The sequence below is a fragment of the Janthinobacterium aestuarii genome, assembly GCF_046113285.1.
In the GTDB taxonomy this organism is placed as follows: Bacteria; Pseudomonadota; Gammaproteobacteria; order Burkholderiales; family Burkholderiaceae_D; genus Janthinobacterium.
Genome location: NZ_CP142524.1, coordinates 313,071 through 340,067 on the forward strand (window position 1 = coordinate 313,071; position 26,997 = coordinate 340,067).

At 61.5% G+C, this 26,997-nt stretch carries 24 protein-coding genes; 12 read left to right on the forward strand and 12 right to left on the reverse strand.

Annotated elements, in window-relative coordinates:
* Positions 1-336 precede the first annotated feature (336 nt).
* A complete protein-coding gene (locus tag OX462_RS01365) occupies positions 337-2,067 on the forward strand; it encodes a methyl-accepting chemotaxis protein (RefSeq protein WP_070224774.1) in 1,731 nt (576 codons plus the stop codon).
* 1 nt (position 2,068) lies between these two features.
* Here OX462_RS01365 and OX462_RS01370 read toward each other — a convergent pair whose 3' ends face one another.
* On the reverse strand, positions 2,069-3,220 hold the full coding sequence (locus OX462_RS01370; RefSeq protein ID WP_099411359.1) for an AI-2E family transporter: 1,152 nt from the start codon (positions 3,218-3,220) through the stop codon (positions 2,069-2,071).
* A gap of 162 nt (positions 3,221-3,382) precedes the next feature.
* Positions 3,383-4,393: a hypothetical protein gene (locus OX462_RS01375; RefSeq protein WP_409027605.1), complete on the reverse strand. Its 1,011-nt coding sequence runs from the start codon at positions 4,391-4,393 to the stop codon at positions 3,383-3,385.
* Between the two features lie 171 nt (positions 4,394-4,564).
* Here OX462_RS01375 and OX462_RS01380 point away from each other — a divergent pair, with 171 nt between their 5' ends.
* A complete protein-coding gene (locus OX462_RS01380) occupies positions 4,565-4,885 on the forward strand; it encodes a hypothetical protein (RefSeq protein ID WP_409027606.1) in 321 nt (106 codons plus the stop codon).
* Here the strand turns inward: OX462_RS01380 and OX462_RS01385 are convergent.
* From OX462_RS01385 to dnaA, 5 genes are all read right to left on the reverse strand, one after another.
* On the reverse strand, positions 4,864-5,925 hold the full coding sequence (locus OX462_RS01385) for a GGDEF domain-containing protein (RefSeq protein WP_409027607.1): 1,062 nt from the start codon (positions 5,923-5,925) through the stop codon (positions 4,864-4,866). The genes OX462_RS01380 and OX462_RS01385 overlap by 22 nt on opposite strands.
* A gap of 201 nt (positions 5,926-6,126) precedes the next feature.
* On the reverse strand, positions 6,127-7,059 hold the full coding sequence (locus OX462_RS01390) for a bifunctional helix-turn-helix transcriptional regulator/GNAT family N-acetyltransferase (protein ID WP_409027608.1): 933 nt from the start codon (positions 7,057-7,059) through the stop codon (positions 6,127-6,129).
* A gap of 145 nt (positions 7,060-7,204) precedes the next feature.
* Complete coding sequence (gene gyrB / locus OX462_RS01395; protein ID WP_409027609.1) at positions 7,205-9,703, reverse strand: DNA topoisomerase (ATP-hydrolyzing) subunit B; 2,499 nt, start codon at positions 9,701-9,703, stop codon at positions 7,205-7,207.
* Between the two features lie 152 nt (positions 9,704-9,855).
* On the reverse strand, positions 9,856-10,962 hold the full coding sequence (gene dnaN, locus OX462_RS01400) for a DNA polymerase III subunit beta (RefSeq protein WP_034754341.1): 1,107 nt from the start codon (positions 10,960-10,962) through the stop codon (positions 9,856-9,858).
* 274 nt (positions 10,963-11,236) lie between these two features.
* Positions 11,237-12,631 (reverse strand): chromosomal replication initiator protein DnaA, encoded by a 1,395-nt coding sequence (gene dnaA / locus OX462_RS01405; protein WP_070224767.1) that lies wholly within the window; start codon positions 12,629-12,631, stop codon positions 11,237-11,239.
* 624 nt (positions 12,632-13,255) lie between these two features.
* Between dnaA and rpmH the strand changes: the two genes are divergently transcribed.
* From rpmH to OX462_RS01435, 6 genes are all read left to right on the forward strand, one after another.
* Positions 13,256-13,390, forward strand: a complete 135-nt coding sequence (rpmH, locus tag OX462_RS01410; protein WP_010401996.1) for a 50S ribosomal protein L34 — start codon at positions 13,256-13,258, stop codon at positions 13,388-13,390.
* Positions 13,391-13,413: 23 nt separating this feature from the next.
* The gene (rnpA, locus tag OX462_RS01415) at positions 13,414-13,851 is read left to right on the forward strand and encodes a ribonuclease P protein component (protein WP_071650299.1); all 438 of its coding nucleotides are present in this window, start codon (positions 13,414-13,416) and stop codon (positions 13,849-13,851) included.
* Entirely contained in the window at positions 13,848-14,108 is a 261-nt protein-coding gene (gene yidD, locus OX462_RS01420) for a membrane protein insertion efficiency factor YidD (protein WP_034754335.1), read from the forward strand. The genes rnpA and yidD overlap by 4 nt, the downstream gene beginning before the upstream one ends.
* Positions 14,109-14,119: 11 nt before the next feature.
* Complete coding sequence (gene yidC, locus OX462_RS01425) at positions 14,120-15,847, forward strand: membrane protein insertase YidC (RefSeq protein WP_409027610.1); 1,728 nt, start codon at positions 14,120-14,122, stop codon at positions 15,845-15,847.
* 185 nt (positions 15,848-16,032) lie between these two features.
* Positions 16,033-17,412 carry a tRNA uridine-5-carboxymethylaminomethyl(34) synthesis GTPase MnmE gene (gene mnmE / locus OX462_RS01430; protein ID WP_070310263.1) on the forward strand — a complete coding sequence of 460 codons (1,380 nt, stop codon included), beginning with the start codon at positions 16,033-16,035 and terminating at the stop codon, positions 17,410-17,412.
* 10 nt (positions 17,413-17,422) lie between these two features.
* Complete coding sequence (locus OX462_RS01435; RefSeq protein ID WP_070310264.1) at positions 17,423-17,722, forward strand: hypothetical protein; 300 nt, start codon at positions 17,423-17,425, stop codon at positions 17,720-17,722.
* Between the two features lie 92 nt (positions 17,723-17,814).
* Here OX462_RS01435 and OX462_RS01440 read toward each other — a convergent pair whose 3' ends face one another.
* Complete coding sequence (locus OX462_RS01440) at positions 17,815-19,512, reverse strand: M1 family metallopeptidase (RefSeq protein WP_409027611.1); 1,698 nt, start codon at positions 19,510-19,512, stop codon at positions 17,815-17,817.
* A gap of 179 nt (positions 19,513-19,691) precedes the next feature.
* On the opposite strand from OX462_RS01440, the gene OX462_RS01445 reads away from it, so the two are divergent.
* Positions 19,692-19,889 (forward strand): hypothetical protein, encoded by a 198-nt coding sequence (locus tag OX462_RS01445; RefSeq protein WP_070224761.1) that lies wholly within the window; start codon positions 19,692-19,694, stop codon positions 19,887-19,889.
* 18 nt (positions 19,890-19,907) lie between these two features.
* Here the strand turns inward: OX462_RS01445 and OX462_RS01450 are convergent, their stop codons facing one another.
* The gene (locus tag OX462_RS01450) at positions 19,908-20,489 is read right to left on the reverse strand and encodes an Hpt domain-containing protein (RefSeq protein WP_227742065.1); all 582 of its coding nucleotides are present in this window, start codon (positions 20,487-20,489) and stop codon (positions 19,908-19,910) included.
* 158 nt (positions 20,490-20,647) lie between these two features.
* Positions 20,648-21,598: a CAP domain-containing protein gene (locus tag OX462_RS01455; protein WP_409027612.1), complete on the reverse strand. Its 951-nt coding sequence runs from the start codon at positions 21,596-21,598 to the stop codon at positions 20,648-20,650.
* 267 nt (positions 21,599-21,865) lie between these two features.
* Between OX462_RS01455 and pssA the strand changes: the two genes are divergently transcribed.
* Complete coding sequence (pssA, locus tag OX462_RS01460; RefSeq protein ID WP_254679595.1) at positions 21,866-22,606, forward strand: CDP-diacylglycerol--serine O-phosphatidyltransferase; 741 nt, start codon at positions 21,866-21,868, stop codon at positions 22,604-22,606.
* Positions 22,607-22,609: 3 nt separating this feature from the next.
* On the opposite strand, the gene OX462_RS01465 is transcribed toward pssA, so the two are convergent.
* A complete protein-coding gene (locus OX462_RS01465) occupies positions 22,610-23,536 on the reverse strand; it encodes an aldo/keto reductase (RefSeq protein WP_070224759.1) in 927 nt (308 codons plus the stop codon).
* A 56-nt stretch (positions 23,537-23,592) separates the two neighbouring features.
* Entirely contained in the window at positions 23,593-24,156 is a 564-nt protein-coding gene (locus OX462_RS01470; RefSeq protein WP_217494248.1) for a TetR/AcrR family transcriptional regulator, read from the reverse strand.
* Between the two features lie 230 nt (positions 24,157-24,386).
* On the opposite strand from OX462_RS01470, the gene OX462_RS01475 reads away from it, so the two are divergent.
* Both OX462_RS01475 and OX462_RS01480 read left to right on the forward strand, forming a co-directional pair.
* Positions 24,387-25,079, forward strand: a complete 693-nt coding sequence (locus OX462_RS01475) for a gluconate 2-dehydrogenase subunit 3 family protein (RefSeq protein ID WP_070291987.1) — start codon at positions 24,387-24,389, stop codon at positions 25,077-25,079.
* 117 nt (positions 25,080-25,196) lie between these two features.
* Positions 25,197-26,993 carry a GMC family oxidoreductase gene (locus OX462_RS01480; protein WP_409027613.1) on the forward strand — a complete coding sequence of 599 codons (1,797 nt, stop codon included), beginning with the start codon at positions 25,197-25,199 and terminating at the stop codon, positions 26,991-26,993.
* The last annotated feature ends 4 nt before the right edge of the window (positions 26,994-26,997 follow it).

The following is a 26,997-nucleotide window of genomic DNA, read 5'->3' on the forward strand; positions in this document are numbered from 1 at the left end:
TAAATGGCATTCCCAAGCGACCGCGCACGTCAGCGGAATGCCAGTTCTGCGCAAAAAACATCATCCGCTTGTTACAAAGCGTGAAAATTCCAGACGGATGTTGCTACTGGTAATCTTTCCCTGTATCTTGCAGTCAGGAAATTAAAAGTACAGGAAACCTCGACCTCGTTGCCCTGTCTTGCACTCCTGACGATATGCGCGGGCCGCCTTCCCCCTGCCGCCGCACACGCCGTATCGACCTGTCCTGAACAATTCACGTGATCCGCCCATCTGGCGTTTGCCGCTATCTCGTCCGGCAGGCGGTGGCACGGTCGCGCCCTTACCAAGGAAAACTGCATGCTGTCGAATATAACAATAAAAATGCGTCTGATCGCTACCATGAGTGTGCTGGGCGTGTTGATCGCCTTGCTGGGCGTGATGAGCATCATCAGCCTAAAATCGGCCAACAACAGCCTCAACGAGGTCTACAGCAATCAGCTGGCCTCGACGCAAGCGATCGGCGAATCGCAAATTGCCCTGGGCCGCGCGCGGTTCACGATGGACCGCGTGATGGTGCACCCGGACGCGCCCGATGCCAAGGATACCCTGGCCCGCGCGGAACAATTTCTGGAAGCATCCAACAAGTCGTGGAAGGTGTACCTGGCCTTGCCGCAGAGCGCGGAAGAAAAGCGCCTGTCCGACGACATGGACAAGAAGCGCAGCGATTACATGAACAATGGCGTGCTGACCATGAGCAAGGCTTTGCGTGAAGGCAACATCGCGCAAGCGGACGGCTTGATGATGAAAGGGCTGACGCCGCTGTACCGCACCCTTGACCAGGCCGCTGAAACCTTGACGCAATATCAGGCCAGCTCGGCCGCCAAGATGTATGCGGAAAGCCAGTCCAGCTTCCGCACCCAGGTGACCATGGCCATCGGCGGCATGATAGTGGGCGCCTTGCTGACGATTATTTCCAGCTTCTTGCTGCTGCGCGCCATCTTTGGCCCGCTGGACCAGGCCCTGCGCCATTTCGGCGCCATTTCCGACGGCAACCTGGCCAACGACATCGTCATCACGCGCCACGACGAGATGGGCGCCTTGCTGACGGGCTTGCAGAAAATGCAGGAACGCCTGTCGACCACCGTGCGCGGCGTGCGCGACGGCAGCGGTGCCATCGCCACGGCCAGCAATGAAATCGCCTCGGGCAACCTGGACTTATCGAGCCGCACGGAACAGCAAGCGTCGAGCCTGGAAGAAACGGCCTCGTCGCTGGAAGAGCTGACCTCGACCGTCAAGCAGAATTCCGACAATGCGCGCCAGGCCAACCAGCTGGCCGTTTCCGCTTCGGACGTGGCGGTGAAAGGCGGCGCACTGGTGGCGCAAGTGGTCGATACCATGGGCACCATCAGCGAATCGTCGAAAAAGATCGCCGACATCATCGGCGTGATCGACGGCATCGCCTTCCAGACCAACATCCTGGCCCTGAACGCGGCCGTGGAAGCGGCCCGCGCCGGCGAGCAAGGCCGTGGCTTTGCCGTCGTCGCCACGGAAGTACGCAACCTGGCGCACCGCTCGGCTTCCGCCGCCAAGGACATCAAGATGCTGATCGAAGCATCGGTACAGAACGTGGGCGCCGGCAGCGCGCTGGTCAGCCAGACGGGCACGACGATGGATGAGATCGTCTCCAGCATCCGCCGCGTGACGGACATCATGGGCGAAATCAGCGCCGCCGGCCGCGAGCAGGAACTGGGCATCGGCCAGATCAATCAAGCCGTGGCGGAAATGGATACCGTGACGCAACAGAATGCGGCGCTGGTGGAAGAAGCGGCAGCCGCCTCGGAGTCGATGCAGGAGCAGGCGGCGGCGCTGGCCGAGATGGTCAGCATTTTTAAACTCGACGCCAACCACAGCGGCCCGGCAGCGGCCAAGCCTGCCTTGCGCAAGCCTGTCGTGGCCGCCGCCAGCACGGCCTTGAAACGCCCGGCGTTGCGCCTGACGCCAAGCCGTACTGCCTCGGCAGCCGCTCCGGCCCAGCCACGTGCTGCCAAGCCCGCTGCAGACAGCAGCGGCGAATGGGAAGAGTTCTAACTTAGCGAGGTTCCAGGGCCGCCTTGCTGCCCTGTTCCTGCAATAGCGCCGCCTCGGCCAAGGCCTGGGCGCGCGCTTCCTCTGCCGCCTGTTCCGCTTTTTCCAGTGCATCATGGCGCGCCTGCAAGGCCGCGCGCGCGCGCACGAAGACGATCTTGATGGCCGCCATCACGGGCACGGACAGGAAGATGCCGACCACGCCACCCAACTGGTCGCCGGCCAGCAAGCCGACGATGACCATCAGCGGGCTCACTTCCACGCCTTCGCTCATCAAATACGGGTTGACCACGTAATCCTGGAACAAACGGTAGGCGGCGATAAAGCCGATCAGCCAGAACACGTGCTCGAAGCCGCTGAAACCGGCCACGACCACGGCGATGACGGCCGCCGCCAGCGGACCGGCAAACGGGATGAATTCCAGCAGGGCGGCCGCGCCGGCCAGCAGCAGGCTGTACGGCACGCCCATCAGGGAAAAGGCGATGCTGTAGGAGACAAACGTGGCGATCGACAACAGCAGCAGGGCGCGCACATAGCGCGACAGCAGGATGTCGAGGTCATCGATGATGGCGCCCCAGAGTTTCTTGTTCGGGCGGTTCAGCAGGGACAGCAAGCCGTCGCGCATGTCAGGGCCTTCCTTGATCAGCAAAAAGCTCAGCACGGGCACCAGCACCAGATAGATCAGGTTGCTGGCCGCATGCATGACGGTCAAGCCCAGTTCCTTCGCCAGCGGCATGGCTTGTCCCGTACCGCTGCTCAGCTGCGTCTGCATGAAGGACAGCAGGCGCGCGCGCAACGGTTCCATGAATTCGGGCAATGGGATGCGTTCGGCAAAATTATTCCCCTTGAGCAAGGTCGGCAGCTGATCGCTGAGCTTGATCGCCTCTTCCTCGATGCGCGACCCGAAGATGGACCCCAGCACCGCCACCAGCAAGATCACCACGAGGAAGACGATGCCGATGGCGGCTGTGCGCGGCAGGCGTTTCGGGCCATGGCGCTCCAGCAGTCCGATCAGCGGATACACGAGGTAGCTGAAGAAAATGGCAAAGACGACCACGATCAGGGTCGACGAGACCTTGTAGGTGAGAAAGAGCAGGAAGGCGATGAGGAACGCCGTCCATACCATCTTGGCAACACGCAAGTTAAAACCGAACATATGAATTCCTTAGGGCAGGATGCGACGCAAGCGTGGCTGGCTTGAAGGGCAGGGTGGGCAAGGCAGGGATCGGGCCGCGCCGCACGGCCGGAAATCATACCGCAAAATGCCAAAATGCCATGCTCTTGTGCGTAATGGCAATGCTTTCCCTGTTCGCCTTCCTTAATTTTTCCGCCAGATGGCCACGGTGATGAACACGCTGTCTTTCTTGCCCGGTTCGCGCAAGGTCACCGTGTAGCGGCCGCTCGTATCGCTGCCCGTGAACACGACCTTGTCGTCATGGCCCTGCACTTGCGCGCCTTTGGCCAGCTTGGCATAGGTGTTGAGCACCCAGTGGAAATCGGCATAGCTGCGCATGGTGATGCTGGCATCGGGCATGGGCTCGTCGCCGGCCTCGGCCGCTTCCGCAGGCGTGCGCATGGGCAAACCGGCCAGGCCCGCCGGTGCAATGAGCTTGCCGCCGCTGGCGCTGCTATTCAATTCCGCGCTCGGCAGCAACAGGTGCAGCAAGCTGGGGGGAAAGCCGGGCGGCACGTCGCGCGGCTCCCAGCCGGGCTGGCCGGGAAGAGTGGTGATGTATTCCACCGCAGCAATGCTTTGCCGCTGTTCCGGCGCAGCCTGCGCCAGCATGGGCGGCAGTTGCCGCGCCCACACGAGCAGCGGCGCGGCCATCTCGTCCTCCGCGCCTGGCGGCACGAACACCGTCAGCATGGCGTGGGTGGACGGCAGGCAAGCGGGCAAGGCATCGCCGATGGCGGCCTGGCAATGACCGTTGACGAGGCCCAGGGCCAACAGCTTGCGTTGCGGATCGAACAGCATGGCGGCGCGCTGCGCGCCGTGTGTGTCGGGGTTGATGGACGCCAGCACGGAACGCCCGTCGGGCAGCATGGTGCGCTGGATGTCTGGCAGCGAACGCATGCTGTCGAGTACCTGGAGCGCGATCAGGGTATCGCCCTGCGTGTAGTTGCCGCGCGCATAACCGAGCAGCTTGAAGACGCCGGCGCGAATTTGTGGATGCTCGTTCAGGCTGAGCGGCGGCGATGGCACGGAGACAGGCACGGTGGCGGCCGCGAAGGCGGCGTCTTCGGTCGCTTGCGTTTGCGCCAGCGCAAACGGTGACGTGCCCAGAGCCGCGCACAGCGACAGCAGGGGATAAATGAGGCGTATGTTCAATGGCAATCCTGGTCGAGAGGCCATGCCGGTCCGGGCGCCGGCATGCGCGCGCCGCGATCTTAGCATTTCAGGAATGAAACGCTTTCTGCTAAGCTAGTCTATTGAATCACTGTCCCGCTTGCCATGGCCAAGATCACCATTTCCTGCAGTATGCCAGTCGACGATGAAGTCGTGACCGAGTTCTTGCACAAGTACGTGCTCCACTCGCGTGTCGGGGCGGCCAGGAAGTTGCGCATGGGAGAGAAGGGCTGTTTCTATACCTGTTCTTTATACCTGGAAGACCATGCCAGGGTCAGCCAACTGCTCCGCCGCATGCTGGCCTTCTTTGAGAGCAAGAACATTCCCTTGACCATCCTCAAGATCGGCGCGCAGGACAGCTGGTGCGAGGTGGATCCCGAGCAGCGCGAGCCGTGGAAGATTGCGCCGCAAACCTTGCTGGCGCTGCTCGACGCGACGACGGACGGCGGTATTCAGGCGGCGTTGAACACGTAGCGGTTCTTGCCGTTTTTCTTGGCCTGGTACAAGGATTCATCGGCGCGCCGGTAGCTGTGCGACAAGTCCGCTTCCTTGATCAGTTCCGCCATGCCGATGCTGACGGACACCTTGCGTTCCGGCACGAAAGCCGCCTCGACCGCATCGACCAGCTGCGCGGCAAAGGCGCAGGCCGCGTTCTTTTCACCCACGTAGATGACGGCAAATTCCTCGCCGCCCAGGCGGCCGCACAGGTGATCGCCCGACAGCCCCGCGATCACCTCGGCGATCCTTTTCAGCACTTCGTCGCCCACGTCATGGCCATGCACGTCATTGATCTGCTTGAAGTCGTCGATGTCGATCATCAGGAAATACGCGGGCGTGCGCGCCGTGCGCTGCAGGACGCGGGCGCTTTGCGTGAACATGCGCCGGTTATTGAGTCCGGTCAAGCCATCCTTGTAGGCCATCGTCGCCAGCTCGCGCTGGGCGCGGTAGTTATGGATGCGCAAGACGAGAAAATAGATGTTCAGCGCAAGACCGATGATCACGCTGATGGTGACGGCCAGCACGGGCCAATGCTGGTCGGCCTGGCCCGCATGCACGGGAAACTGCCCCAGCCCCAGGATGGCCCAGACGCATAGCGACACGCCCAGGTAATACGCGATGCCGCTGAAGATGGGCGCCGTCGTCAGCGTGATCATCACGCCCAGCGGCAATACCCAGAAAGCGGGGTCTTCCGTGCCCAGCATCAGCACGCGAAAGCCGAAAGCGATGAACAGCACGCTGATGGTGCCGCTGGTGATAATCGCCTGCAAGGACTTCGCATACACAGTCAGCAGCAGCCCGGCCAGCATGCCCGTCACGCCCAGCGCCGCCTGCGCATGATCGAGCGAGGCGCGCGACAAGGTCAGGCTGAACGTGACCAGCCAGCAAGCCAGGCCAAACGTCAGGATGGCTATCGAAATGAAATGCAGTTCCTTGAAAAAGCGCTGCTGCTGCTCCCGTTCTCCTGAAAAGAACAAGTAATAGAAGGCAGGCGACAGGCTGCGCGAAGTGAACATGACATTTGTCCAGAGACAACGTGCCTTGCGGCAAGGGCGCCTCCCGGCAACGGCAGGCGGCATGACGCGCGTACAAAACTAGTTGCGCTCAGGAACTAGTGTACTGGTTTCTTGGGGGCAGTGGTGATCCGGGCGAGGAAAACGGCGGCCAGTGTACTGCCGCCGCCACAGTGGCGTACGGCGGCGCGGCGGCGAGGGGCGTCACAGCTCGCGTGCCAGCACCTGGCCAACCAGGTCCTTGCCAAAGCTGTGATGCGCCTCTTCTTCGACCAGCTGGAAGCCGGCCTTGTCGTAGATGCGCCGGGCATCGGTGAGGATGCTATTGGTCCACAACACCATTTTCGTGTAGCCGACCTGGCGGCTGAAGCGCAGGCATTCATCGACCAGGCGGCTGCCGATGCCCAGGCCGCGCGCGCAGGGATCGACATACAACAGGCGCAGCTTGGCCGTCGTGTCATCCTGGCGCACGATGAAGACGGAACCGATCACCTTGCCGTCCTTCTCGGCGATCCAGCAGCGCTCGCGGGCAGGATCGAATTCCCGCACGAATTTGGCGAGAATCTCGGCAACGAGTGCCTCGTACTCGTTGTTCCAGCCATACTCCTGCGCATACAGCACGGCTTGCCGGTGGATGATCCAGCCCATGTCGCCCGGCTGCGGATTGCGCAGGATATAGCTGGGCGATGAGCTGGGCGATGGCTCCCCCAGCAAGCCCTGGATTTGCTCCATGGCCGCGACCAACTCCTGCTGCGCCGTCGGCGGCAAGCGCTCCAGCATGGCCGCCACTTCGCGCCGCGATGCCTCGATCAGCGGCGCGAGGGTGAGCTGTCCCTGTTCGGTCAGCTGCAATTGCGTGGCGCGCGCATCCGTCGGCGAGCGCGTCTTGGCGATCAGCCCCTGCTTTTCGAACCCGGCAATCACCCGGCTCAGATAGCCCGCGTTCAAGCCCAGCTCGCGGCACAGGTCCGCACTGGTCAATTGCTCCCGGTGCGCCAGTTCGTAGAGGATGCGCACTTCCGTCAGAGAGAATGCGCTGTCCAGCAGGTGTTCATGCAGCACGCCAATCTGGCGCGTATAAAAACGATTAAAACGGCGCACGATCTCCGTGCGTTGGCCGAGTTGGTCCGTATGCATCTGACGCCTTCCATATACTTGCTTATGGCAGATTATTGCTTGCTTTTAGCAAGTATGTCAATGCGCTGGTGCCATGCTGGCAGGCATAAAAAAGCGGCCCTGAAGAGGGCCGCCTTGGCAGTAATGGAAACCAGGGAAAGCTGGCTTACACGTCAATATTCCCCGCGCGCAACGCGTTGTTTTCAATGAACGCGCGGCGTGGTTCCACGTCGTCGCCCATCAGGGTCGTGAAGATCTGGTCCGCCGCAATGGCGTCTTCGATCTGCACTTTCAACAGGCGGCGCACGGTCGGGTCCATCGTCGTTTCCCACAGCTGGTCCGGGTTCATTTCGCCCAGACCTTTGTAGCGCTGTTTCGAGACGGTGCGTTCGGCTTCGTCGCGCAGCCATTGCATGGCTTGGTGGAAGTCGACCACGGCGATTTCCTTCATGCGCTCGCCTTCGCCGCGGCGGACAAACGCGCCTTCGCCGATCAGGCCTTCGAAGGTGGCGGCGCCGCTGCTCAGCACGGCGTAGTCCGGGCCTTGCACGAAGTCGGCGTCGATGGCGCTGACTTTGATGTTACCGTGGTGCATGCGCTCGATGCGCAGCATGTGTTTTTCCGATAAGTCGTCGGAACGCACATGCACTTTCACTGCGCTGTCGTTGATGGCCGTCTGCAGGGCCAGGGCGGAAGCTTCCGCCAGGTCCAGGGTCGACAGGTCCAGCTGCACGCCCGTCATGATGGCCGTCAGGGCGGCGCGGTCGATGACGCGCGTCAGACGCGTCATGATGGTGTTCGACAGGTTGAACTTGCGCACCAGTTCCGTCAGGGTGTCGCCGGAAATGCCTTCCGCGCCTGTGCGCGGCACCAGCACGGCCGTGTTCAGCGCCACCGTCATCATGTAGCTCGCTTCTTCGGCGTCATCTTTCAGATAGCGCTCGTCGCGGCCCGCTTTCACCTTGTACAGCGGCGGTTGCGCGATGTAGATGTGGCCGCGCTCGACCAGTTGCGGCATCTGGCGGTAGAACAGGGTCAGCAGCAGGGTACGGATGTGGGCGCCGTCGACGTCCGCATCGGTCATGATGATGATGCGGTGGTAGCGCAGCTTCTCGACGTTGAATTCGTCCGGTCCGATCGAGGTGCCGAGGGTGGCGATCAGGGTGGTGATCTGCTCCGACGACAGCATTTTCTCGAAACGGGCTTTTTCCACGTTCAAGACTTTACCGCGCAACGGCAGGATCGCCTGGAACTTTCGGTCGCGTCCCTGTTTTGCCGAGCCGCCTGCCGAGTCACCCTCGACGATGTACAGTTCGCACAGGGCGGGGTCTTTTTCCTGGCAGTCGGCCAGCTTGGCCGACAGGCCCAGGCCATCCATGATGCCTTTGCGGCGCGTCAAATCGCGGGCCTTGCGGGCCGCTTCACGGGCACGTGCCGCTTCGACGATCTTGCCGCAGATGATCTTGGCGTCGTTCGGTTTTTCTTGCAGGTAATCGGCCAGGGTCTTGGCGACGATCTCTTCGACAGGACCGCGCACTTCGCTCGATACCAGCTTGTCTTTCGTCTGCGACGAGAATTTCGGTTCCGGCACTTTCACCGACAAGACGCAGGTCAGGCCTTCGCGCATGTCGTCGCCGCTGATTTCCACTTTCGCCTTCTTGGCGAACTCGTGTTCATCGATGTATTTGTTGATCACGCGCGTCATGGCCGCGCGCAAGCCCGTCAGGTGGGTGCCGCCGTCGCGTTGCGGGATGTTATTCGTGAAGCACAACACCTGTTCATTGTAGGCATCGTTCCACTGCATCGACACGTCGACCGAGATGTTCGTATTCTGGTCCGACAGGCGCTCGCCCGTAGCCTGGAAAATGGTCGGGTGCAAGACCGATTTGGCCTTGTTGATGTATTCGACGAAGCCGCGCGTGCCGCCTTCGAAAGCGAAGATTTCTTCCTTGCCCGTGCGCTGGTCGGACAACTTGATGTTGACGCCATTGTTCAGGAAGGACAGTTCGCGGATGCGCTTGGCCAGGATTTCGTAGTGGAATTCCACGTGCGTGAAAATCTCTTCATCGGCCCAGAAATGCACGTCGGTGCCGCGCTTGTCGGTGTCGCCGATGACCTTGATCGGGGAGGTGGCGACGTCGCCGACCATGACGATCTGGCGGTCCTGCGGCACGCCGCGCACGAATTCCATGTAATGGACCTTGCCGTCGCGGCGGATGGTCAGTTTCAGCAATTTCGACAGGCCATTCACGCAGGACACGCCCACGCCGTGCAAACCGCCCGAGACTTTATAGGAGTTCTGGTCGAACTTGCCGCCCGCGTGCAGTTCCGTCATGACGATTTCCGCCGCCGAACGCTTCGGGTCGTGCTTGTCGTCCATTTTCAGGCCGGTCGGCACGCCGCGGCCATTGTCGGTGATCGAGATCGAATTGTCGCTGTGGATGGTGACGTGGATTTCCGTGCAGTGGCCGGCCAGCGATTCATCGATGGAGTTGTCCAGCACTTCGAATACCAGATGGTGCAAGCCGGTGCCGTCCGAGGTGTCGCCAATGTACATGCCCGGGCGTTTGCGTACGGCTTCCAGGCCTTCCAGGATCTGGATGGAGGCGGCGCCGTATTCTTCCGTTTTGGCCTGGATCGGGGTGTCTTGTGGATTCTCGGACATGGACTGCTTTCTCAAATAACGATTGCTGATTGATTCGGGGCTGCTGGCTGATGACCGCAGGTCGGGTTAGCCGGAACGGCGTAACCCGACAGACGGCGCTCAGCATGTCGGATGACGCTGCGCTCATCCGACCTACGTCACTGCTGTGGTCTTTAGATCCGCATCGGCATGACGACATACTTGAAGTCGGCATTGTCCGGGATGGAGATCAGGGCGGACGAGTTCGAGTCGCCCAGCGCGATGTTGACGTATTCGCATTTCAGGTTGTTCAGCACGTCCAGCAGATACGTCACGTTGAAGCCGATGTCGACGGAATCGCCGCCGTAGTCGATTTCCAGCTCTTCGACGGCTTCTTCCTGGTCCGCATTGGTCGAGCTGATCTTCATGCTGCCCGGGGTGATGATGCAGCGCACGCCCTTGAACTTGTCGCTGGTCATGATGGCGGCACGTTGCAGCGAGCGCAGCAGTTCATCGCGGCCGATGGTGAAGTCGTTCTTGTAGCCTTTAGGAATCACGCGCGTATAGTCGGGGAACTTGCCTTCCACCAGCTTCGAGATCAGCTCGATGTCGGCAAAGGTCAGTTTCACCTGGTTGGCGGCAATGTCCAGCTGCACCGGCTCATCGTTCTCTTCCAGCAGGCGCTGCAGTTCGATGATGGTCTTGCGCGGAATAATCACTTCCTGGCGCGCGAACGTCTGCTCGGTGGCGACCTGGCAAAACGCCAGGCGGTGGCCGTCGGTGGCCACGGCGATGACATTATTGCCATCCAGAACCAGCAGCAAGCCGTTCAGGTAATAGCGGATGTCTTGCTGCGCCATTGAGAAATGCACCATGTTGAACAGGTGCTTCAGCGTTTTCTGGGGCAGGGTGACGGACGCGTTGTAGCTCTCCGCCTGTTGCACGGTTGGAAACTCTTCCGCCGCCAGGGTTTGCAGCGCGAAGCGCGACTTGCCCGTTTGCACGGTCAGGCGCTTGTTGAGCAGGGTCATCGTGACGTCGCCCGATTCGGGCAGCGCGCGCAAAATGTCGAGCAGCTTGCGCGCGGCCACGGTGGTACCGGTGACGTCCGCGCCGGAACCGATTTCCGCGTGCGTGGTGATCTGCACTTCGGTGTCGGTCGACAGGAAGGAGACATTTTCACCGTCTTTGCGGATGAGGATATTGGCCAGAATCGGCATAGTGTGCCGACGCTCGACAATACCGCTCACGATCTGCAGTGGCCGGAGAAGGGTATCTCGGGTGGTTTTGACCAATTGCATATTTATCCTCAATGTATAGGTTGAACAGTACGACGTTTAACGTATTAATTTAACAATTCTTGCCATAGGGAGCCCCGACAGACCGGCTGCGGCGCCCTCCCAGATAATAAGGGTAAAGCACGTTTTGAGCCAGTCTTGCCCAGTCGTGCTTGCAACGCCTGACAAAACCGTAGCGAGCGGCAGTGAGTCGTGGCCGAGACGCGGAGCTGTGCTTTAGCACAGTGAGCATCGGAGGCCGCGAATCGCGACGCGCAGTAGGTTTGGTCAGGCGTTCTTAGCCTTTCAATGTTTGCTCCAGCACATGCAGTTCATGGTTGCATTCCGGATTCTTGGTGCGGTCCAGCGCGATCTTGCGCACGGCATGCAGCACCGTGGTGTGGTCGCGGCCGCCGAACAGCTCGCCGATTTCCGGCAGGCTCTTCTGTGTCAATTCCTTGGCCAGGTACATGGCGATCTGGCGCGGCCGGGCGATATTCGCGGGGCGGCGCTTCGAATACATGTCGGCAACCTTGATATTGAAGAAGTCGGCCACGGTTTTCTGGATGTTTTCCACGGAAATCTGGCGGTTCTGCACCGACAGCAAGTCCTTCAAGGCTTCCTTGACGATATCAATCGTTATATCTTTGCCATGGAAGCGCGAGTACGCCAGAATTTTGCGCAGCGCACCTTCCAGCTCGCGCACGTTCGAGCGCAGGTGCTTGGCGACAAAGAAGGCCACGTCATCGGAGAAGGTCACGCCTTCCTGCTTGGCTTTTTTCAACAGAATCGCCACGCGCATTTCCAGTTCCGGCGGTTCGATGGCCACCGTCAGGCCCGAGTCGAAGCGCGAAATCAGGCGGTCGTCCATGCCCGTGATTTCCTTCGGATACGTATCCGAGGTGATGATGATCTGTTTCTTCGCAGCAATTAATGCCTCGAACGCATAGAAAAACTCTTCCTGCGTGCGGCTCTTGCCGCCAAAGAACTGGATATCATCGATCAGCAGCATGTCGAGCGAGTGATAGTAGTGCTTGAAATCGTCGAAACCCTTGCGCTGGTAAGCGGTCACTACGTCGCGGACGTACTGTTCCGCGTGGATGTAGCGGATCTTCGCGCCCGGATTGTCGGCCATCACCTGGTTGCCGATGGCGTGGATCAAGTGGGTTTTACCCAGGCCGACGCCGCCGTAGAAGAACAGCGGGTTATACGACACGCCCGGATTGTTCGCCACCTGGATGGCGGCGGCGCGCGCCAGCTGGTTGGCCTTGCCGGTCACGAAGCTGTCGAAGGTCAGGTCGGTGTTGATGCGGCTTTGCTCGCGTCGCGGCGCGGCGCCGATGCTCAGTTCCGGCACGCTCGGCTGCGGCTCCGCCGGGCGGGCGCTGGGCGCGCCGCCATTCGGATCGCTGGCCGGGGTGCTGGCGGTGACTGGCTTTTTCGGCAGGGCCAGGCGCGGGTCGAGCACGAACTGCACTTCCGTCGGCGCTTCGAAGTACTGTATGGCCAGCGCCGTGATGCGGCTGGCGAACTGGGTCTTGACCCAATCGAGCTTGAAGCGATTGGGCGCAGCAATGCGCAGCTTGCCCTCTTCGTAATCGAGAGGGATAAGCGGTTTGATCCACGCACTGAATTGTTGCGGTGTCAGCTCCAGTTCCAACTGCGCGGAACAGGCCTGCCAGAAATTATCCATGTATGTCTATGTGAAAAGGTGTGGGAGGGCGTATCGATTCTGCCCTGCGGTCACCGTGTTGCAAGGCCGGCGTCGCGCGAGGGCTCGCCACACGTAACGCGCTATTCTACTCCCGACTGACAAAGTTATCCACAGGCACGACGCTTATTTTTGTGTGGCGGGGTGGGGCGCCATGTGTATAAGAAGCGACTTATCCCCCGGTTATCCCGTCACAGGCAGTGCTGGCGCGGCCTGCGGCGCAGGTGGGGAGCCGCGCGCAAATTTCCAGACGATCACGGCAATCCTTGACAAGAGGGGGGCATATGCTGAATAATTCAGGGTTCCCCGCCCGTATTCCGTGTTTATTCATTTGGAACGACAATATGGACTAAGCGTGGATTAACGACGCAGTACCAAATCGTAGCGAGCGGTGATGAGTTGTGGCTGAGGCGCGCAACTGTGCGAAGGCACAGTGAGCACCGGAGGCCGCAAATCGCTCCGCGTAGTCGATTTGGTGCGCGTTCAAGCGGGCGATGAGATTGGCCAGCTTGTGCCTTGGCATAAGTGCGCGATTGTCATTGGCACCAAAAACTGACGGGACGTCAGACCCGATTTTGCATTTTTTTTGTTTTTAGCGAGACCAACATGAAACGTACTTACCAACCTTCCGTCGTTCGCCGCAAGCGTACGCACGGCTTCCGCGCTCGTATGGCTACCCGTGGTGGCCGTGATGTGCTCAACGCACGTCGCGCAAAGGGCCGCAAACGTCTGGCCGTCTAGGCTTGTCGTTGACAGCTGATCGCGTGGCTAGCTGTACTCCAGTCGGCAATCAACGCGAAGGTTCACACGACTTCGCGCGCTTTCGGCGTATCGTTAAAACGGATGAATTTTCATCCGTTTTTCGTTTGCGCCCTTCGCAAAAAACAGCGCATTTTGTGCTGTACACCCGACACAATCAATTGCCGCATGCGCGGCTGGGCGTCGTTGTGGCCAAGCGTTTCGCGCCGCGCGCGGCGACCCGCAACACGATCAAGCGCGTCACGCGCGAGCTGTTTCGCAACAGCGCGATGCCGCCGGTCGACTGCGTGGTGCGTTTGTCGCGCGCCGTCAACAGCAAGGATGGCCCGGCCACCACGAGCAAGCTCAAAGCCGAGCTGCGTGAAGAATTGAGCCGCCTGTTCGCGGCGCAAATCGCCGCCCAGGCCCGTTCTGTTGCTGCGCCACCACCATCCGCGCCATGAAAACCCTGCTGCTGTTCCTGCTGCGTGCTTATCAGTTGCTGATCAGCCCCATGCTGGGACAGAATTGCCGTTTCTATCCGAGCTGTTCGCATTACGCGATGGAAGCGCTGCGCGTGCACGGTACGGCCAAGGGCAGCCTGCTGGCTGCCAAGCGCCTGTGCCGTTGCCACCCCTGGAATGAAGGGGGCGTCGACCCGGTGCCGCCGGCCGATGGCAAACAATCTTCAACGACCGCTTGCGGTTGCAACCACTCCTGACAAATACCCTAATGGATATCAATAAACGTACCATCCTGTGGATCGTGTTTTCCGTCTCGCTGGTAATTCTCTGGAACGAATGGATGATCTCGAACGGCAAGCCGTCGATGTTCTCCGCGAACACGGAACAAACCGCCAAGGCGCCTGTCACCCCGGCCAAGACGGCCGCCCTGGCTGCTGCCGGCGCGACCGCCGTGCCTGGCGAAGCGACCGATCCCGCCGCGTTCAAGCGCGAAGTGATTACCATCACCACCGACGTCATCAAGGTCGATATCGACACCCTGGGCGGCCAGGTCAAGCGTCTGGAATTGCTGAAGTTCAAGGGCGCGGGCAATCCGGGCTGGTTCGGCGGCTGCTTCGGCCTGTTCAAATGGTGCCAGCCTGATGAAGGCAAGCAAAACGAAGTGCTGTTCGACGAAGGCGCGAACCACACCTACCTGGCGCAATCGGGCCTGGTCGGCGGTCCTTTCCCTACCCACGCGAGCGGTTTCACCGTGCAGCCTGGCGTGCGCACCCTCGGTGACGGCAAGCAAGTGCAACTGGTGATGGAAGCGGTCGAAGGCGGCGTCAAGCTGACCAAGACGTTTACGTTCAAGCGCGGCGACTACGTCATCGACGTGCGCCACGACGTGGCCAACGTGGGCGCGGCCCCTGTCACGCCGCAGCTGTATCTGCAACTGACGCATGACGGCAACAAGCCGGTCGGCGACTCGTTCTTCAACAGCAGCTTCACGGGTCCGACCCTGTACACGCCGCAAGACAAGTACCAGAAGCTGACGTTCGAGAAAATCGAAAAAGCGGCCGTGGAAGACGAGAAGAAGGGCAACGACAACGCCATGAAAGGCCTGCATCCGGCCACGGCGAATGGCGGCTGGTTTGCGATTTCGCAACACTTCTTCGTCTCGGCTTTCGTTCCGCCTGAAAACGCCAAGCGCGACATCTTCACGAAAAAGCTCGGCACCAACCTGTACGCCATCGGCAACGTGCTGCCATTGCCTACCCTGGCGCCAGGCGCCACGGCCAGCATGGACAGCAAGCTGTACTCGGGTCCGCAAATCGCGCACCTGCTGGAAAACGTTTCGCCTGGCCTGGAACTGGTCAAGGATTACGGCTGGCTGACCATCATCGCCAAGCCGATCTTCTGGGTCATGGAACACATCCACAGCGTGCTCGGTAACTGGGGCTGGACCATCATCGCCTTCACGATCCTGATCAAGCTGGCCTTCTTCCCCCTGTCGGCCGCTGGCTACCGCAGCATGGCCAAGATGAAACTGGTCACGCCGAAGATGCAGGCGATCCGCGAGCGCTACAAAGGCGATCCGCAAAAGATGAACCAGGCCACGATGGAGCTGTACAAGACGGAAAAGATCAATCCGCTGGGCGGCTGCCTGCCGATCCTGATCCAGATGCCCGTCTTTATCGCCCTGTACTGGGTGCTGAACGCGTCCGTGGAAATCCGCGGCGCGCCATGGATCGGCTGGATCACCGACCTGGCCCAGCATGACCCATGGTGCATCCTGCCGGTGCTGTACGCGATCTCGATGTACATCACGACCAAGCTGAACCCGGCCCCGGCCGATCCGATGCAAGCGAAGATGATGTTGTTCATGCCGTTGGCATTCTCGGTGATGTTCTTCTTCTTCCCGTCGGGCCTGGTACTCTACTGGGTCGTCAACAACGTCCTGTCGATCGGCCAGCAATGGGTGATCACCAAGAAATACGCGCCGTCCACTGTGTAAGCAGGGTTAGCGAAGTAAAAGCCCGCCTAGTGCGGGCTTTTTAATTCTTGTAGGTCGGATTAGCGTGGCAAGGCCACGCGTAATCCGACACTATCGCCAGCGTGTGCTGCGTCGGCTTACGCGCTGCGCGCTAAGCCGACCTACGTTGCTGCACCTTCCCTTGCCGTACCTATTACAATATCCCCATGAAACTCGACTCTTCCCCTATCGCCGCCATCGCCACCGCTCCCGGGCGCGGCGGCATCGGCGTGGTACGCGCCTCCGGCAAAAATCTCGCCCCGCTGATGACGGCCCTGTTCGGCGCGCAAACGCTGAAACCGCGCCACGCCACCTATCTGCCGTTCACGGAAGCCGATGGCAGCATCATCGACCAGGGCATCGCCATCCACTTCAAGGGCCCGCATTCCTACACGGGCGAAGACGTGCTGGAATTGCAGGGCCACGGCGGCCCCATCGTGCTGCAGCTGCTGCTGGCGCGCGTGCTCGAAGCGGGCAAGGACAGCGGCCTGCGTCTGGCAGAACCGGGCGAATTCACGCGCCGCGCTTTTCTCAATGACAAGCTGGACCTGGCGCAAGCCGAAGCCGTGGCGGACCTGATCGACGCCTCGACGGAAGCGGCGGCCAAGTCCGCCTCGCAATCGCTGTCGGGCGCGTTCTCGAACACCATCCACGCGCTGGTGGAACAGGTGACGGGTTTAAGGATGCTGGTCGAGGCAACCCTGGACTTCCCGGAAGAGGAAATCGATTTTCTGGAAAAATCGAATGCGCGCGGCCAGTTGAAAGCCGTCATCGAAGCGTTGAATAAAGTGTTTGCCCAGGCGGCGCAGGGTGCGCTGCTGCGCGAAGGCCTGAACGTGGTGCTGGCCGGCCAGCCGAACGTGGGCAAGTCGTCGCTGTTGAACGCGCTGGCGGGCGCCGACGTGGCCATCGTCACGCCGATCGCCGGCACCACGCGCGACAAGGTCAGCGAAACCATCCAGATCGAAGGCATTCCGCTCAACATCATCGACACGGCCGGCATCCGCAGCGCGGGCGACACCATTGATGCCGTCGAGCGCATCGGCATCGAGCGCACCTGGGGAGAAATTGGCAAGGCGGACGTGATTTTGCACCTGCTTGACGCAGATCATGGCCCGACACTGGCCGATGAAACCATCGTCGCCGCCTTCCCGGAAGGCGTGCCCGTGGTGCGCGTGTGGAACAAGATCGACCTGTCGGGCCACAAGCCCGGCGTCGACAACATGCCGGACGCCACCCACGTGTATCTGTCGGCGCACGAGCACATCGGTATCGACCTGCTGCGCGCGGAACTGTTGCGCATCGCCGGCTGGCAGCAGACGGGCGAATCGCTGTACCTGGCGCGTGAACGCCATCTGATCGCCTTGAAATCGGCCGGCAAGCATCTCGATATCGCCGCCGCGCACGCGGCGCAGGACGACCAGTCGCTGGACCTGTTCGCCGAAGAGCTGCGCCTGGCGCAGGTGCAGCTGTCGAGCATCACGGGCGAGTTTTCGCCTGACGATTTGCTGGGCGTGATCTTCAGCCGTTTCTGCATCGGCAAGTAAGGAGAATCGGATGAAGCTGCTGTTTGCCGTCATGTTCGCCTGCCTGCCCCTTCTGGCTGGCGCGCAGGAAAAACTGCCGCAAGACGTGGCGAAATTCGTCGAAAATGCGCAGATGTGCGAGCACTTCGCCGGCGAATGGGATGACAACGACAAGGCGCGCCAGCGCGAGATCACGCAAGCCGTGGCCAGCTCGTGCGGTCAGGCGCAGCGGCAGTGGAAGCGCTTGCGCGTGAAATACGCGAAGCAGCCTAAGCTGCAACAAGTCATTGCCGAGAATGCCAATGACGCGGTCAGGAGCTTTCGGAAATAAGTCCGAACGGCGAAAAGGCCGGGGTCAGACCCTCAACACCGCTAACACAGAGGTCATCGCTCAGGTGCGAGGGGGTCTGACCCCAGGTTTTGTCACCCCTTCCTCCCCTTCGCCTGTTCTTCCCTGAACTTCTGGAACGCCTCGATATGCTCGGCGCGGCGCAGCACGCGCGAGTGCGGGTCGAGCGTGTACGTGGCGCCAGCCGGCAGGGGCAGTTCGCCAAAGCCCAGCGACATGGGAACGGTATGGATTTCTTTGCCGATACGCACTTCCACCGGCATCGGGAAGGCGATGTCGGCAGGCGTCTTCCATAGCAGGCGCAAGATGTCGCCGTCGCGCACGGCGGACAGTTCCGGCAATGCCGCCTGGTACAGATAAACCTGGAAGAACCAGTCGTAATTGCTGCCCGTGACTTTGTTGACGATGGCCATGAATTCCGCCGTGCTGCCGTAGCGCGGCTGGAACTGGCCCGGCAGCGGCTGTTCCGTGCCGTAGACGAGCAGGCGCACGGCGCGGAAGAAGGCCTCGTCGCCGATCAGACCGCGCAAGGTGTGCAGCACCAGCGTCCCTTTCACATACAGGTCGCCGCCCGGTCCGCCCTTTTTCTGGTCGTAGACTTCTTCCTCGCTTCTCGGCTTGCCCGAAACCATGGGCGCCTTGTTGACGATGCCGGCCCGCATTTGCTGCAACGAAGCAAAATACTCTTGCTCGCCCCGCAGGTATTGCATGTACAGCGGCTGCATATACGTGCCGAAGCCTTCGTGCAGCCACATATCGTCCCAGTTGCTGTTGGTGAGCTGGTTGCCGAACCATTCATGGGCAAACTCATGCTGCAGCAATTCATCGTAGCCATAGCTGGTCTTGGCGAATTTGTTGCCATAGGCATTGATTGTCTGGTGTTCCATGCCCTTGTGCGGGGTTTCGGCGATGCCGACTTTCTCATCGCCAAACGGGTAGGGGCCGATGACGCTTTCAAAAAAGTCCAGCATGGGCGGCAATTCCGCGAACAGGGCGCCTGCCTTGGCCTCGCTTTCCGGCAAGTACCAGAATTGCAGGGGGATGCGGTTGCCGTAGCGGCTCGCATACTCGCCCTGCAGGCTGCGGTAGGGCGCCACGTTCAGGGCGATGCCATAGGTGCTCGGGTGTTTGGCGCGCCAGTGCCAGGTGCGCCAGCCGTCGGCCTCATCCATGCCGAGCGCGATGCCGTTGCCGGCCGCCACCAGCGGCGCCGGTACCTGGATGTGCTGGTCGATCAGCCGGGCCTTGCCCATCGGGTGGTCGATGCAGGGCCAGAACAGGTCGCAGCCTTCGCCTTGCACGGCGCTGGCGATCCACGGCGCGCCATCGGCCGTGCTCGACCATACCATGCCGCCATCCCACGGCGCTTTCACGGCGACGTGCGGCACGCCGTGGTAGACGATGCGGATGGTGGTGCGCGCGCCTGCCGCGAGGGTGGCCGGCAAGGTCATGCTCAGGCGGCCGTCCGGATTGGCATAGTCTTGCGGCCGCAGCGCCTTGCCGTCGATTTCGATGGCATCGACGGGCAGGTTGCGGTCCAGGTCCAGCGCGAAACGCGAGATCGGCTGCGTGGCCAGGAAGGTCAGGCGCGCATCGCCGGCAATGCTGCGGCGGGCCGGATCGATGCGCAGGCTCAGGTCGGCGTGTTCGAACACCACCGCCAATTGTTCCGGCGTGCGTTCGGCACCCGAATTGAGGGTGTAGGCGGTGGGCGCGCGCGTGGCGCAGGCGCTGAGCAGCAGGCAGGAGAGCAACAGGGGGATGTGTTTCATGGCGTGCGCGCAAGTGAATGGAGCACTGATTGTAGTGTGAAGTGACAACGTTGTCGTTTGGAAATTTCAAAGTGCCGATGGGGCAAGCGTGGCCACGGTTGAGAAATGTCATGGGCTTCAAACTGTGCTGACGTAATCTTGCTGAGCGGCCTTGAAGTGCCGCTAGGAAAGGAAGCGCCATGGACAGCGAACAGCCGGAAGTCGTGGAAAGCAGGGGCATGGCGGCGCCGCCATTGCCTTCCCTGCCGCAATTGATCGCAGCGCTGCCGCCGAAAGGTGCATGCTGGTACTGCGACAAGCCGCTCGATGCCGTGCGCCGTTTCTGTTGCAAGAGTTGTTGCGTGGCGTATGCGGAAGAGGCGCAGTTCAACAGCTGAGCGGCAGCTCGCTGTGCGCTAGCGGCGCCGCAGCAGCGCCGCCAGGGCGCCTTCGAAATCGAACTCGTGCGCGGCGGCGGCCACCTCCTGGTACACATTCACGCCCAGGCTGGCCGCGAGCAGGCTGGCCGAGTTTTCCAGGATGTCGATGGCCGCGCCGTCGCCTTCGCGCAAATGGCTGGCCAGGCGCGCCAGCAGCAGCTGGATGGCGGGCGCGGCCGGGTCGGGCGCCACGTCCTGCGCCGCCGTGTGGTTTGCCTCCGGCGTGCCCAGCATGCTGCTGACTGCGCCGAGCAATTGATCCTGCGCCAGTTCCAGCTGCAGCATCTGCTGGGCCAGGTCGGGCGCCTGCGCACGCAGTGCCGATTCCAGGGTTTCCGACAGGCTGTGCACATGGCGCGCCCCGATCATGCCGGCGGCGCCTTTCAGGGTATGCGCTTTCAGGCGCGCGGAAACGTAGTTGCCCGTGTCGAATTCGGCGCGGATCTGGCACGGCGTGGTGCCGTGGTCGTGCAGGAAGCGGCGCAGGATTTTCAGGTACAGGATGCGGTCGCCCATGATGCGGCCCAGTCCGTTCTCAACGTCGAGAATGCGGACCATGTCGGATGCCGCAACGGCGGCATCATCATCGCAAGTGGCGTGTGGTTTCAGCATGCTGTGCAGAGCGCCCCAAAACTTGTCAATTGCTGTAAAGCAGGAACCACCATTTTACATCCAGTCGTCCATGACGCTGCGCCCGCTTGGCGGGGCGAGTCGCCCTAGCGCGTGCTGAATGACCAGCTCTGCGTGACGTCCGCGCCATTGACTTTCCCGATGAAACTCACGTCATAGCTGGTGTTCGCGTTCAAGGCCGCCAGCGGGATGATGGATGCGGCCGAGACGGGCGTATGCACATCATTGCCGCTGGTGAGCAGGCGCACGGCCAGGTCCGCGGCGGTGCCGCGCTGGCGCACGCTGAACGCCGTCACGCTGACGGGCGTGCCGTAATTGGCATGCACGCTGATCGGGTAGCCGACCACGTCCTGGTTCGGCACGGGATCGGGCGATTCGTTATTGCTGGAAAAACTGACGGCCACCTTCTGCTGTCCGCTGTAGGGGTAAGTGACGATCTGTCCCGCCGCCAGCCCCGGGCCATAGCTGCGGTTGCCGGCCAGGTCGGTGGTGAAATAGGCATAGCCGGCGCTGCTGACGGCCGCGCCCGCGCCGCCTTCCTTGAACAGCGGTTCGAAAATGACGAAGCGGTGATAGATGGCCGTGACCAGTTCTTCGGCCAGGTAAAAGCCGGACGTGTTGCTCGCGCCGGCGATCACTTCACCCTGCAGCGAGGTGACGACGTAGCCGGCCTTGGCCAGGCGGTCGCCCAGTGTGACGCCTGTAAAGCCGGGCTTGCCCTGCACCTGTTCGTGCGCCACCGTATTGTTGAGATTGAGATAGCTGGAATGGCCGAGGGCCGCGCTGTCGATCAGGCTATTGCGCACCAGCGGCGACAGGCCGATCTGGCTGCGCCGGTAGTTGAACCAGTTGAAGCCATCGGTGGCAATATTGTTGCTGAGAACGGGAGCACCCGGCTCCTGCGTCAATTGCCCGGCCGGGGTCGAGTTGCTCAGCGACGTATTGCCGCTATCGCTGCCGCCGCCGCAGGCGCTCAGCAGGGCTGCGCTCAGCAGGGCAGGTATCCAGTATTTCCAACGCAGTGACGAGGCAATCAAGTCGACTCCTGTAGAGGTAGGCGGGCAGCGGTGGGGGCAGCGTGCTGTCCTGTAAAACGATTCTAAGGTATTTTGATCACGCGTAGAGCATCCGTGAAAAGATATGTCGCGCTCGTGCGGGGACGGTGCCGCCGCTGCGCAGGGTAGAATGGGCGCAGCGCAGCGTTTGCCGCTGCATTGCCTTACTTCCGATTTTTTTGATTGCCCATACATTTGAACACATTGCCCAAGTCGCGCCTGCAGCGCGCCAAATATGCCTTGCCCAGCATGGTGACTTTGCTTTCGATAGCCTGCGGTTTTGCCAGCATCGTCATTTCCGTCGACAACGCCGCCGTGGGCGACGCGGATGCCTACCGGCTGGCGGCGGCGCTGCTGGTGCTCGCCGGCGTGTTTGACGCGCTCGACGGCTACGTGGCCCGGCTGACGGGAACCAGTTCGCAGTTCGGCGTGCAGCTCGATTCGATCGCCGACGTGATGAATTTCGGCTGCGCCCCGGCCGTCCTGTTGTATTGCTACGGCTTCGTGCAGATGGGCGTGCACGATCCGCTGCTGCTGCGCTTTGGCGGCATGGCCAGCTTTTTCTTTGTCGCCTGCGGGGCCATGCGCCTGGCGCGCTTCAATGTGAACGTGGGGCGTACCGATCCCCTGTATTTCGTCGGCATGCCGATCACGGCCGGGGCCGCTTGCGTGGCGGCGGTGGTGGTAGCCTGGCCGGCGCCCATCGATTCCATGCTGCACAGCTATCTGCTGATGCTGCTGCTCGTCGGCGTGGGCAGCCTGATGGTGTCGACCTTGCGTTTCCCCAGCTCCAAGCAAAAGAAAAGCATGGCCGCGCTGCTGGTGCTGATCCTTGCCATCGCCCTGCTGGTGTGGCTGAAGACGAGTTTCTTTGCCCTGTTCTTCGCCGTCTACATCGCCGCCACCCTGCTGCTCAACCTGGCGTGGCATCTGGGCTGGCGCGGTATTGCCTTACCCCAGGTTTTTAATGACCCGGACGAGATTGATTAAACGTTAAGCCACCTCGTGCCCACGCGCGGCGCGCAGGATGGCGAACCAGTCACTGCGGCTGAGCGTGAACTGCGTGCCTTCCACGGCCACGCCCACGGCCTCGATGCGGCCCGTGCCCGTCAGCGGCAGGGGGCGGCAAGGCAATTGCATGATCCAGGCAAACACCACGCTGGCAAACGGACGCTGCAGCTGGTCGGCGATCTGCTTGATGACATTGCGCAAATTCTCCACATTCGCATCGCCACCCTGGAACAGGCGCCCGCCCGCCAGCGGCGACCAGATCATCGGCGCCACCCCCACGTCCTGCAAGCCGTCGAAGGTTTCGTCGAACAGGGGCGCCACGTGCAGCGGCGAGCATTCCACCTGGTTCGTCACCAGCGGGAAGCGCCGGTGCAGGCACTCGAACTGGTGGCGGCTGAAGTTCGACACGCCAAAGTGCAGCACCTTGCCATCTTTCTGCAATTGGGTAAACGCGCCGGCGATCTCGTCGAAATCCATCAGCGGGTCGGGTCGGTGGATCAGCAGCAGGTCCAGGCGGTCCGTCTGCAGCTGGCGCAAGCTGTGTTCCACGGAACCGGTGATGTGCGCCGCGCTCGTGTCGTAATGCTGGATGGCGTGGCCGGGACGGTGCGGCGAGAGCAGCTTGATGCCGCACTTGCTGACCAGCTCCATCTTGTCGCGCAAGCCCGGCTGCAGGGCCAGCGCTTCGCCAAATAGCCCTTCGGCGCTGTAATCGCCATAGATATCGGCATGGTCGAAACTCGATACGCCCAGCGCCAGGCATTGCTCGATGAAAGCCAGGCGCTGCTGCGCCGACATATTCCACTCGCCGATGCGCCACATGCCGGCGACGATGCGCGACAGTTCGGGACCGTTGCTGCTTAAACGGCTGCGCGGCGCTTGCAGACTGGCGGGAAATACATGGCTCATGGGCTGGCTTTCTGGTGGTGACGTGATGGGACTCGCCACGATTATAGCCAGCTAATCTACAGCATGCTGCGGATAAAGCGGCAGCAACGCTCCTGCAGGGCATCGTCGAGCTGGCCGCCCAGTTGCATCTGGTACACGAGCGCCGATTGCAGCATGAAGGCGAACAGGCGCAGGTCGAGGTCGGCGCGCACGCCGATGTTGACCAGGCGCTGCACCACCAGGGTGATCCATGGCGCGACGATCTGCTCGCGAAAGCGCAGCTGGGCCGCCGCATCATTGTGGATCAGCACCAGCAGGTCGCAGGTGAAGCGGCCGTCGGCGTTCAGGTTGTCGAAGATGCGCGCGCAGATCGCTTCGATTTCCTGGCCGTCCGGCATGTCGAGCGCGCGCTGCAGCTTCTCCGCCGTGCGCTTGACGAGCGCGTCGAGCAGCATGTCTTCGCGCCGCGGCCAGCGCCGGTAGATCGTCTGGCGCCCCACGCCGGCCACGTCGGCCACCATCTGTATCGTCACCGCCTCCAGTCCATGCTGGCGCACCAGCATGACGATCGCTTCCAGTACCGCATCTTCCACGCCCGCCTTGCGCGGGCGGCCACGCACCGGTACCTCTTTTGTAGTCACGTCTCACCTGTCTCTGAATGTTTCTTTTAATTATGGTACGATGCGCACCGTAAATGCAAAGCTAGCGCTTGTCAATCATCTTGATCAATTAACCGGCAGGCGGATGCACCGCGCCGCGATACTCCAGCCATCTTTACGTGAAATCTGCCATCTCAGCGGCGCGTGTCCGCATTTTCTTTCTGACTCCCACATCCATCACTGTGGCGGCTTATGCCGCCTGAGGACAACCTATGAAAATCATCGGGATTTCGCCCCACCGGCGACACTTCTTGCGCAAGGCCGTCGGCGCCGCGCCTGCCGTGGCCTTGCTGGCTGGCGCCGGCGGCGGCCTGGCCATGGCCGTCTCCAAAGACCAGCCTGCCTACAAACCGCGCTTTTTCGACGCCACCGAGTGGGCCACATTGAGCGCGCTGGTCGACCGGCTGATCCCCGCCGATGGCGAAGGGCCGGGTGCGCTGGAATCGGGCGCGCATGAATTCATCGATGCGCAGATGAACACGCCTTACGCGTATGGCGCGCTGTGGTACATGCAGGGGCCGTTCGTGCCGTCGATCGAACAGTTCGGCTACCAGTTCCACATGGCGCCGCGCGAGCTGTACAAGAGCGCCCTGGCGGGCGTGAATGCGGCCGTGCAGAAACAGTCGGGCAAGCCCTTCGTCCAGCTGAACGCGGCCGAGCGCGACGCCGTCATCACGCAATTGCAAAAGGGCACCTTGGACATCGGCGAAGTGCCGTCGAAAATCTTCTTCAACCAGCTGCTGCAAAACACGCGCGAAGGCTATTTTTGCGACCCCGTGCACGGCGGCAACAAGGACATGCTGGCCTGGAAGATGGTCGGATTCCCTGGCGCGCGCGCCGACTACATGGACTGGGTGGAGCAGTATGGCAAGAAATACCCGTTGCCTCCAGTATCCATCGCCTGAAAACGTCCATGGCGGCGTTGCACTGCCTGGTCGTACTAGCGTACTGCCTGCGGCAATGCGCCTTGCCCTGAACCTTTTCAGTTATTCGTACCCGATCAAAGAAAAAGAAAAACCATCATGAGTGATATCAAACCCGATGTAAAAATGAAGCCTGTCGATGCCGTGATTGTGGGCTTCGGCTGGACCGGCGCCATCATGGCCAAGGAATTGACGGAGGCGGGCCTGAACGTGGTCGCGCTGGAACGCGGCGAGTACCGCGACACCTATCCCGACGGCGCCTATCCGAAGACCCTCGACGAGCTGACCTATATCCAGCGCAGCAAGCTGTTCCAGGATATGTCGAAGAGCACGTTCACCTTCCGCCACAGCATCACGGGCGTGGCCGTGCCGTACCGCCAGATCGGCGCCTTCAAGCCCGGCACGGGCGTGGGCGGCGCGGGTTTGCACTGGTCGGGCATGCACTGGCGCGTCCTGCCGGAAGAGCTGCAGATCCGCAGCCACTACGAACGCCGCTACGGCAAGAAATTCATCCCTGAAGGCATGACGATCCAGGATTTTGGCGTGACTTACGCCGAGCTGGAGCCGCACTTCGATTTCGTCGAAAAAGTCTTCGGCACCTCGGGCCAGGCGTATAAGGTCAACGGCATCGTCGTCGGCGACGGCAATGTGTTCGAGGGCGATCGCTCCGACAATTACGCGCTGGCGCCGCAAAAAGTGCCGTACACGGCCGAATTGTTCCGCCGCGCGGCCAAGGCCGTCGGCTACCACCCGTTCGTCAACGCCTCGTCGAACGCGTCCGGTCCGTACACGAATCCCTACGGCTGCCAGATGGGCCCGTGCAACTTCTGCGGCTTCTGCTCCGGCTACGCCTGCTACAACTATTCCAAGGCCTCGCCCAACGTCAACATCATGCCGGCCCTGCGCATGGTGGCCAACTTTGAATTGCGCGCCAATTGCAACGTCGTGCGCATCAACCTCGACGGCAGCAAGGGTGGCAAAGCGCGCGCCACGGGTGTGACCTACATCAATGCGGATGGCAAGGCCGTCGAGCAGCCGGCCGACCTGGTCATCGCCAGTGCCTTTGCCTACAACAATGCGCACCTGTTCCTGCTGTCGGGCATCGGCAAGCCGTACGACCCCGTCAGCAATGAAGGCGTAGTGGGGCGCAATATCGCTTACCAGATGATGTCCACCATCCAGACTTTCTTCAAGGAAGACACGAACACGAACCCGTTCATCGGCGCCGGCGGCACCGGGGTCGCGCTCGATGACTGGAATGGCGACAATTTCGACCATGGCCCGCTGGGCTTTGTCGGCGGCTCGCCCGCCTGGTGCAACCCGGCCGGCTCCAAGCCCATTTCCGGCATCGCCACGCCGGACGGCACGCCCGCCTGGGGTGCTGCCTGGAAGAAGGCCGTCAAGAAGAGCTATTTGAACACGGTGTCGTTCGATTGCCACGGCGCCAACATGACTTACCGCGACTGCTATGTCGATCTCGACCCCACCTACACGGACAAGTATGGCCAGCAATTGCTGCGCTTTACCTTTGACTGGAAGGAAAACGACATCAAGATGAGCCGTTTCGTCACCGACAAGATGATGAAGGTGGCCGAGGCCATGAATCCCGAGTCGATCAAGGTGTCCGTCAAGAGCGTGGGCGACCACCTCGACTTGCGCAATTACCAGACCACGCACTGGGCGGGAGGCACGGCCATGGGCGCGGACCGCAAGACCAGCGTCGTCAACCGCTACCTGCAAAGCTGGGACGTGCACAACGTGTTTGCCGTCGGCTCCAGCGTGTTCCCGGTCGGCATCGGCTACAACCCGACGGGCCTCGCTTGCGCGCTGACCTACTGGTCGGCCAAGGCCATCCGCGAGCAATACCTGAAAGATCCCCGTCCCCTGGTCGCTTGATAAA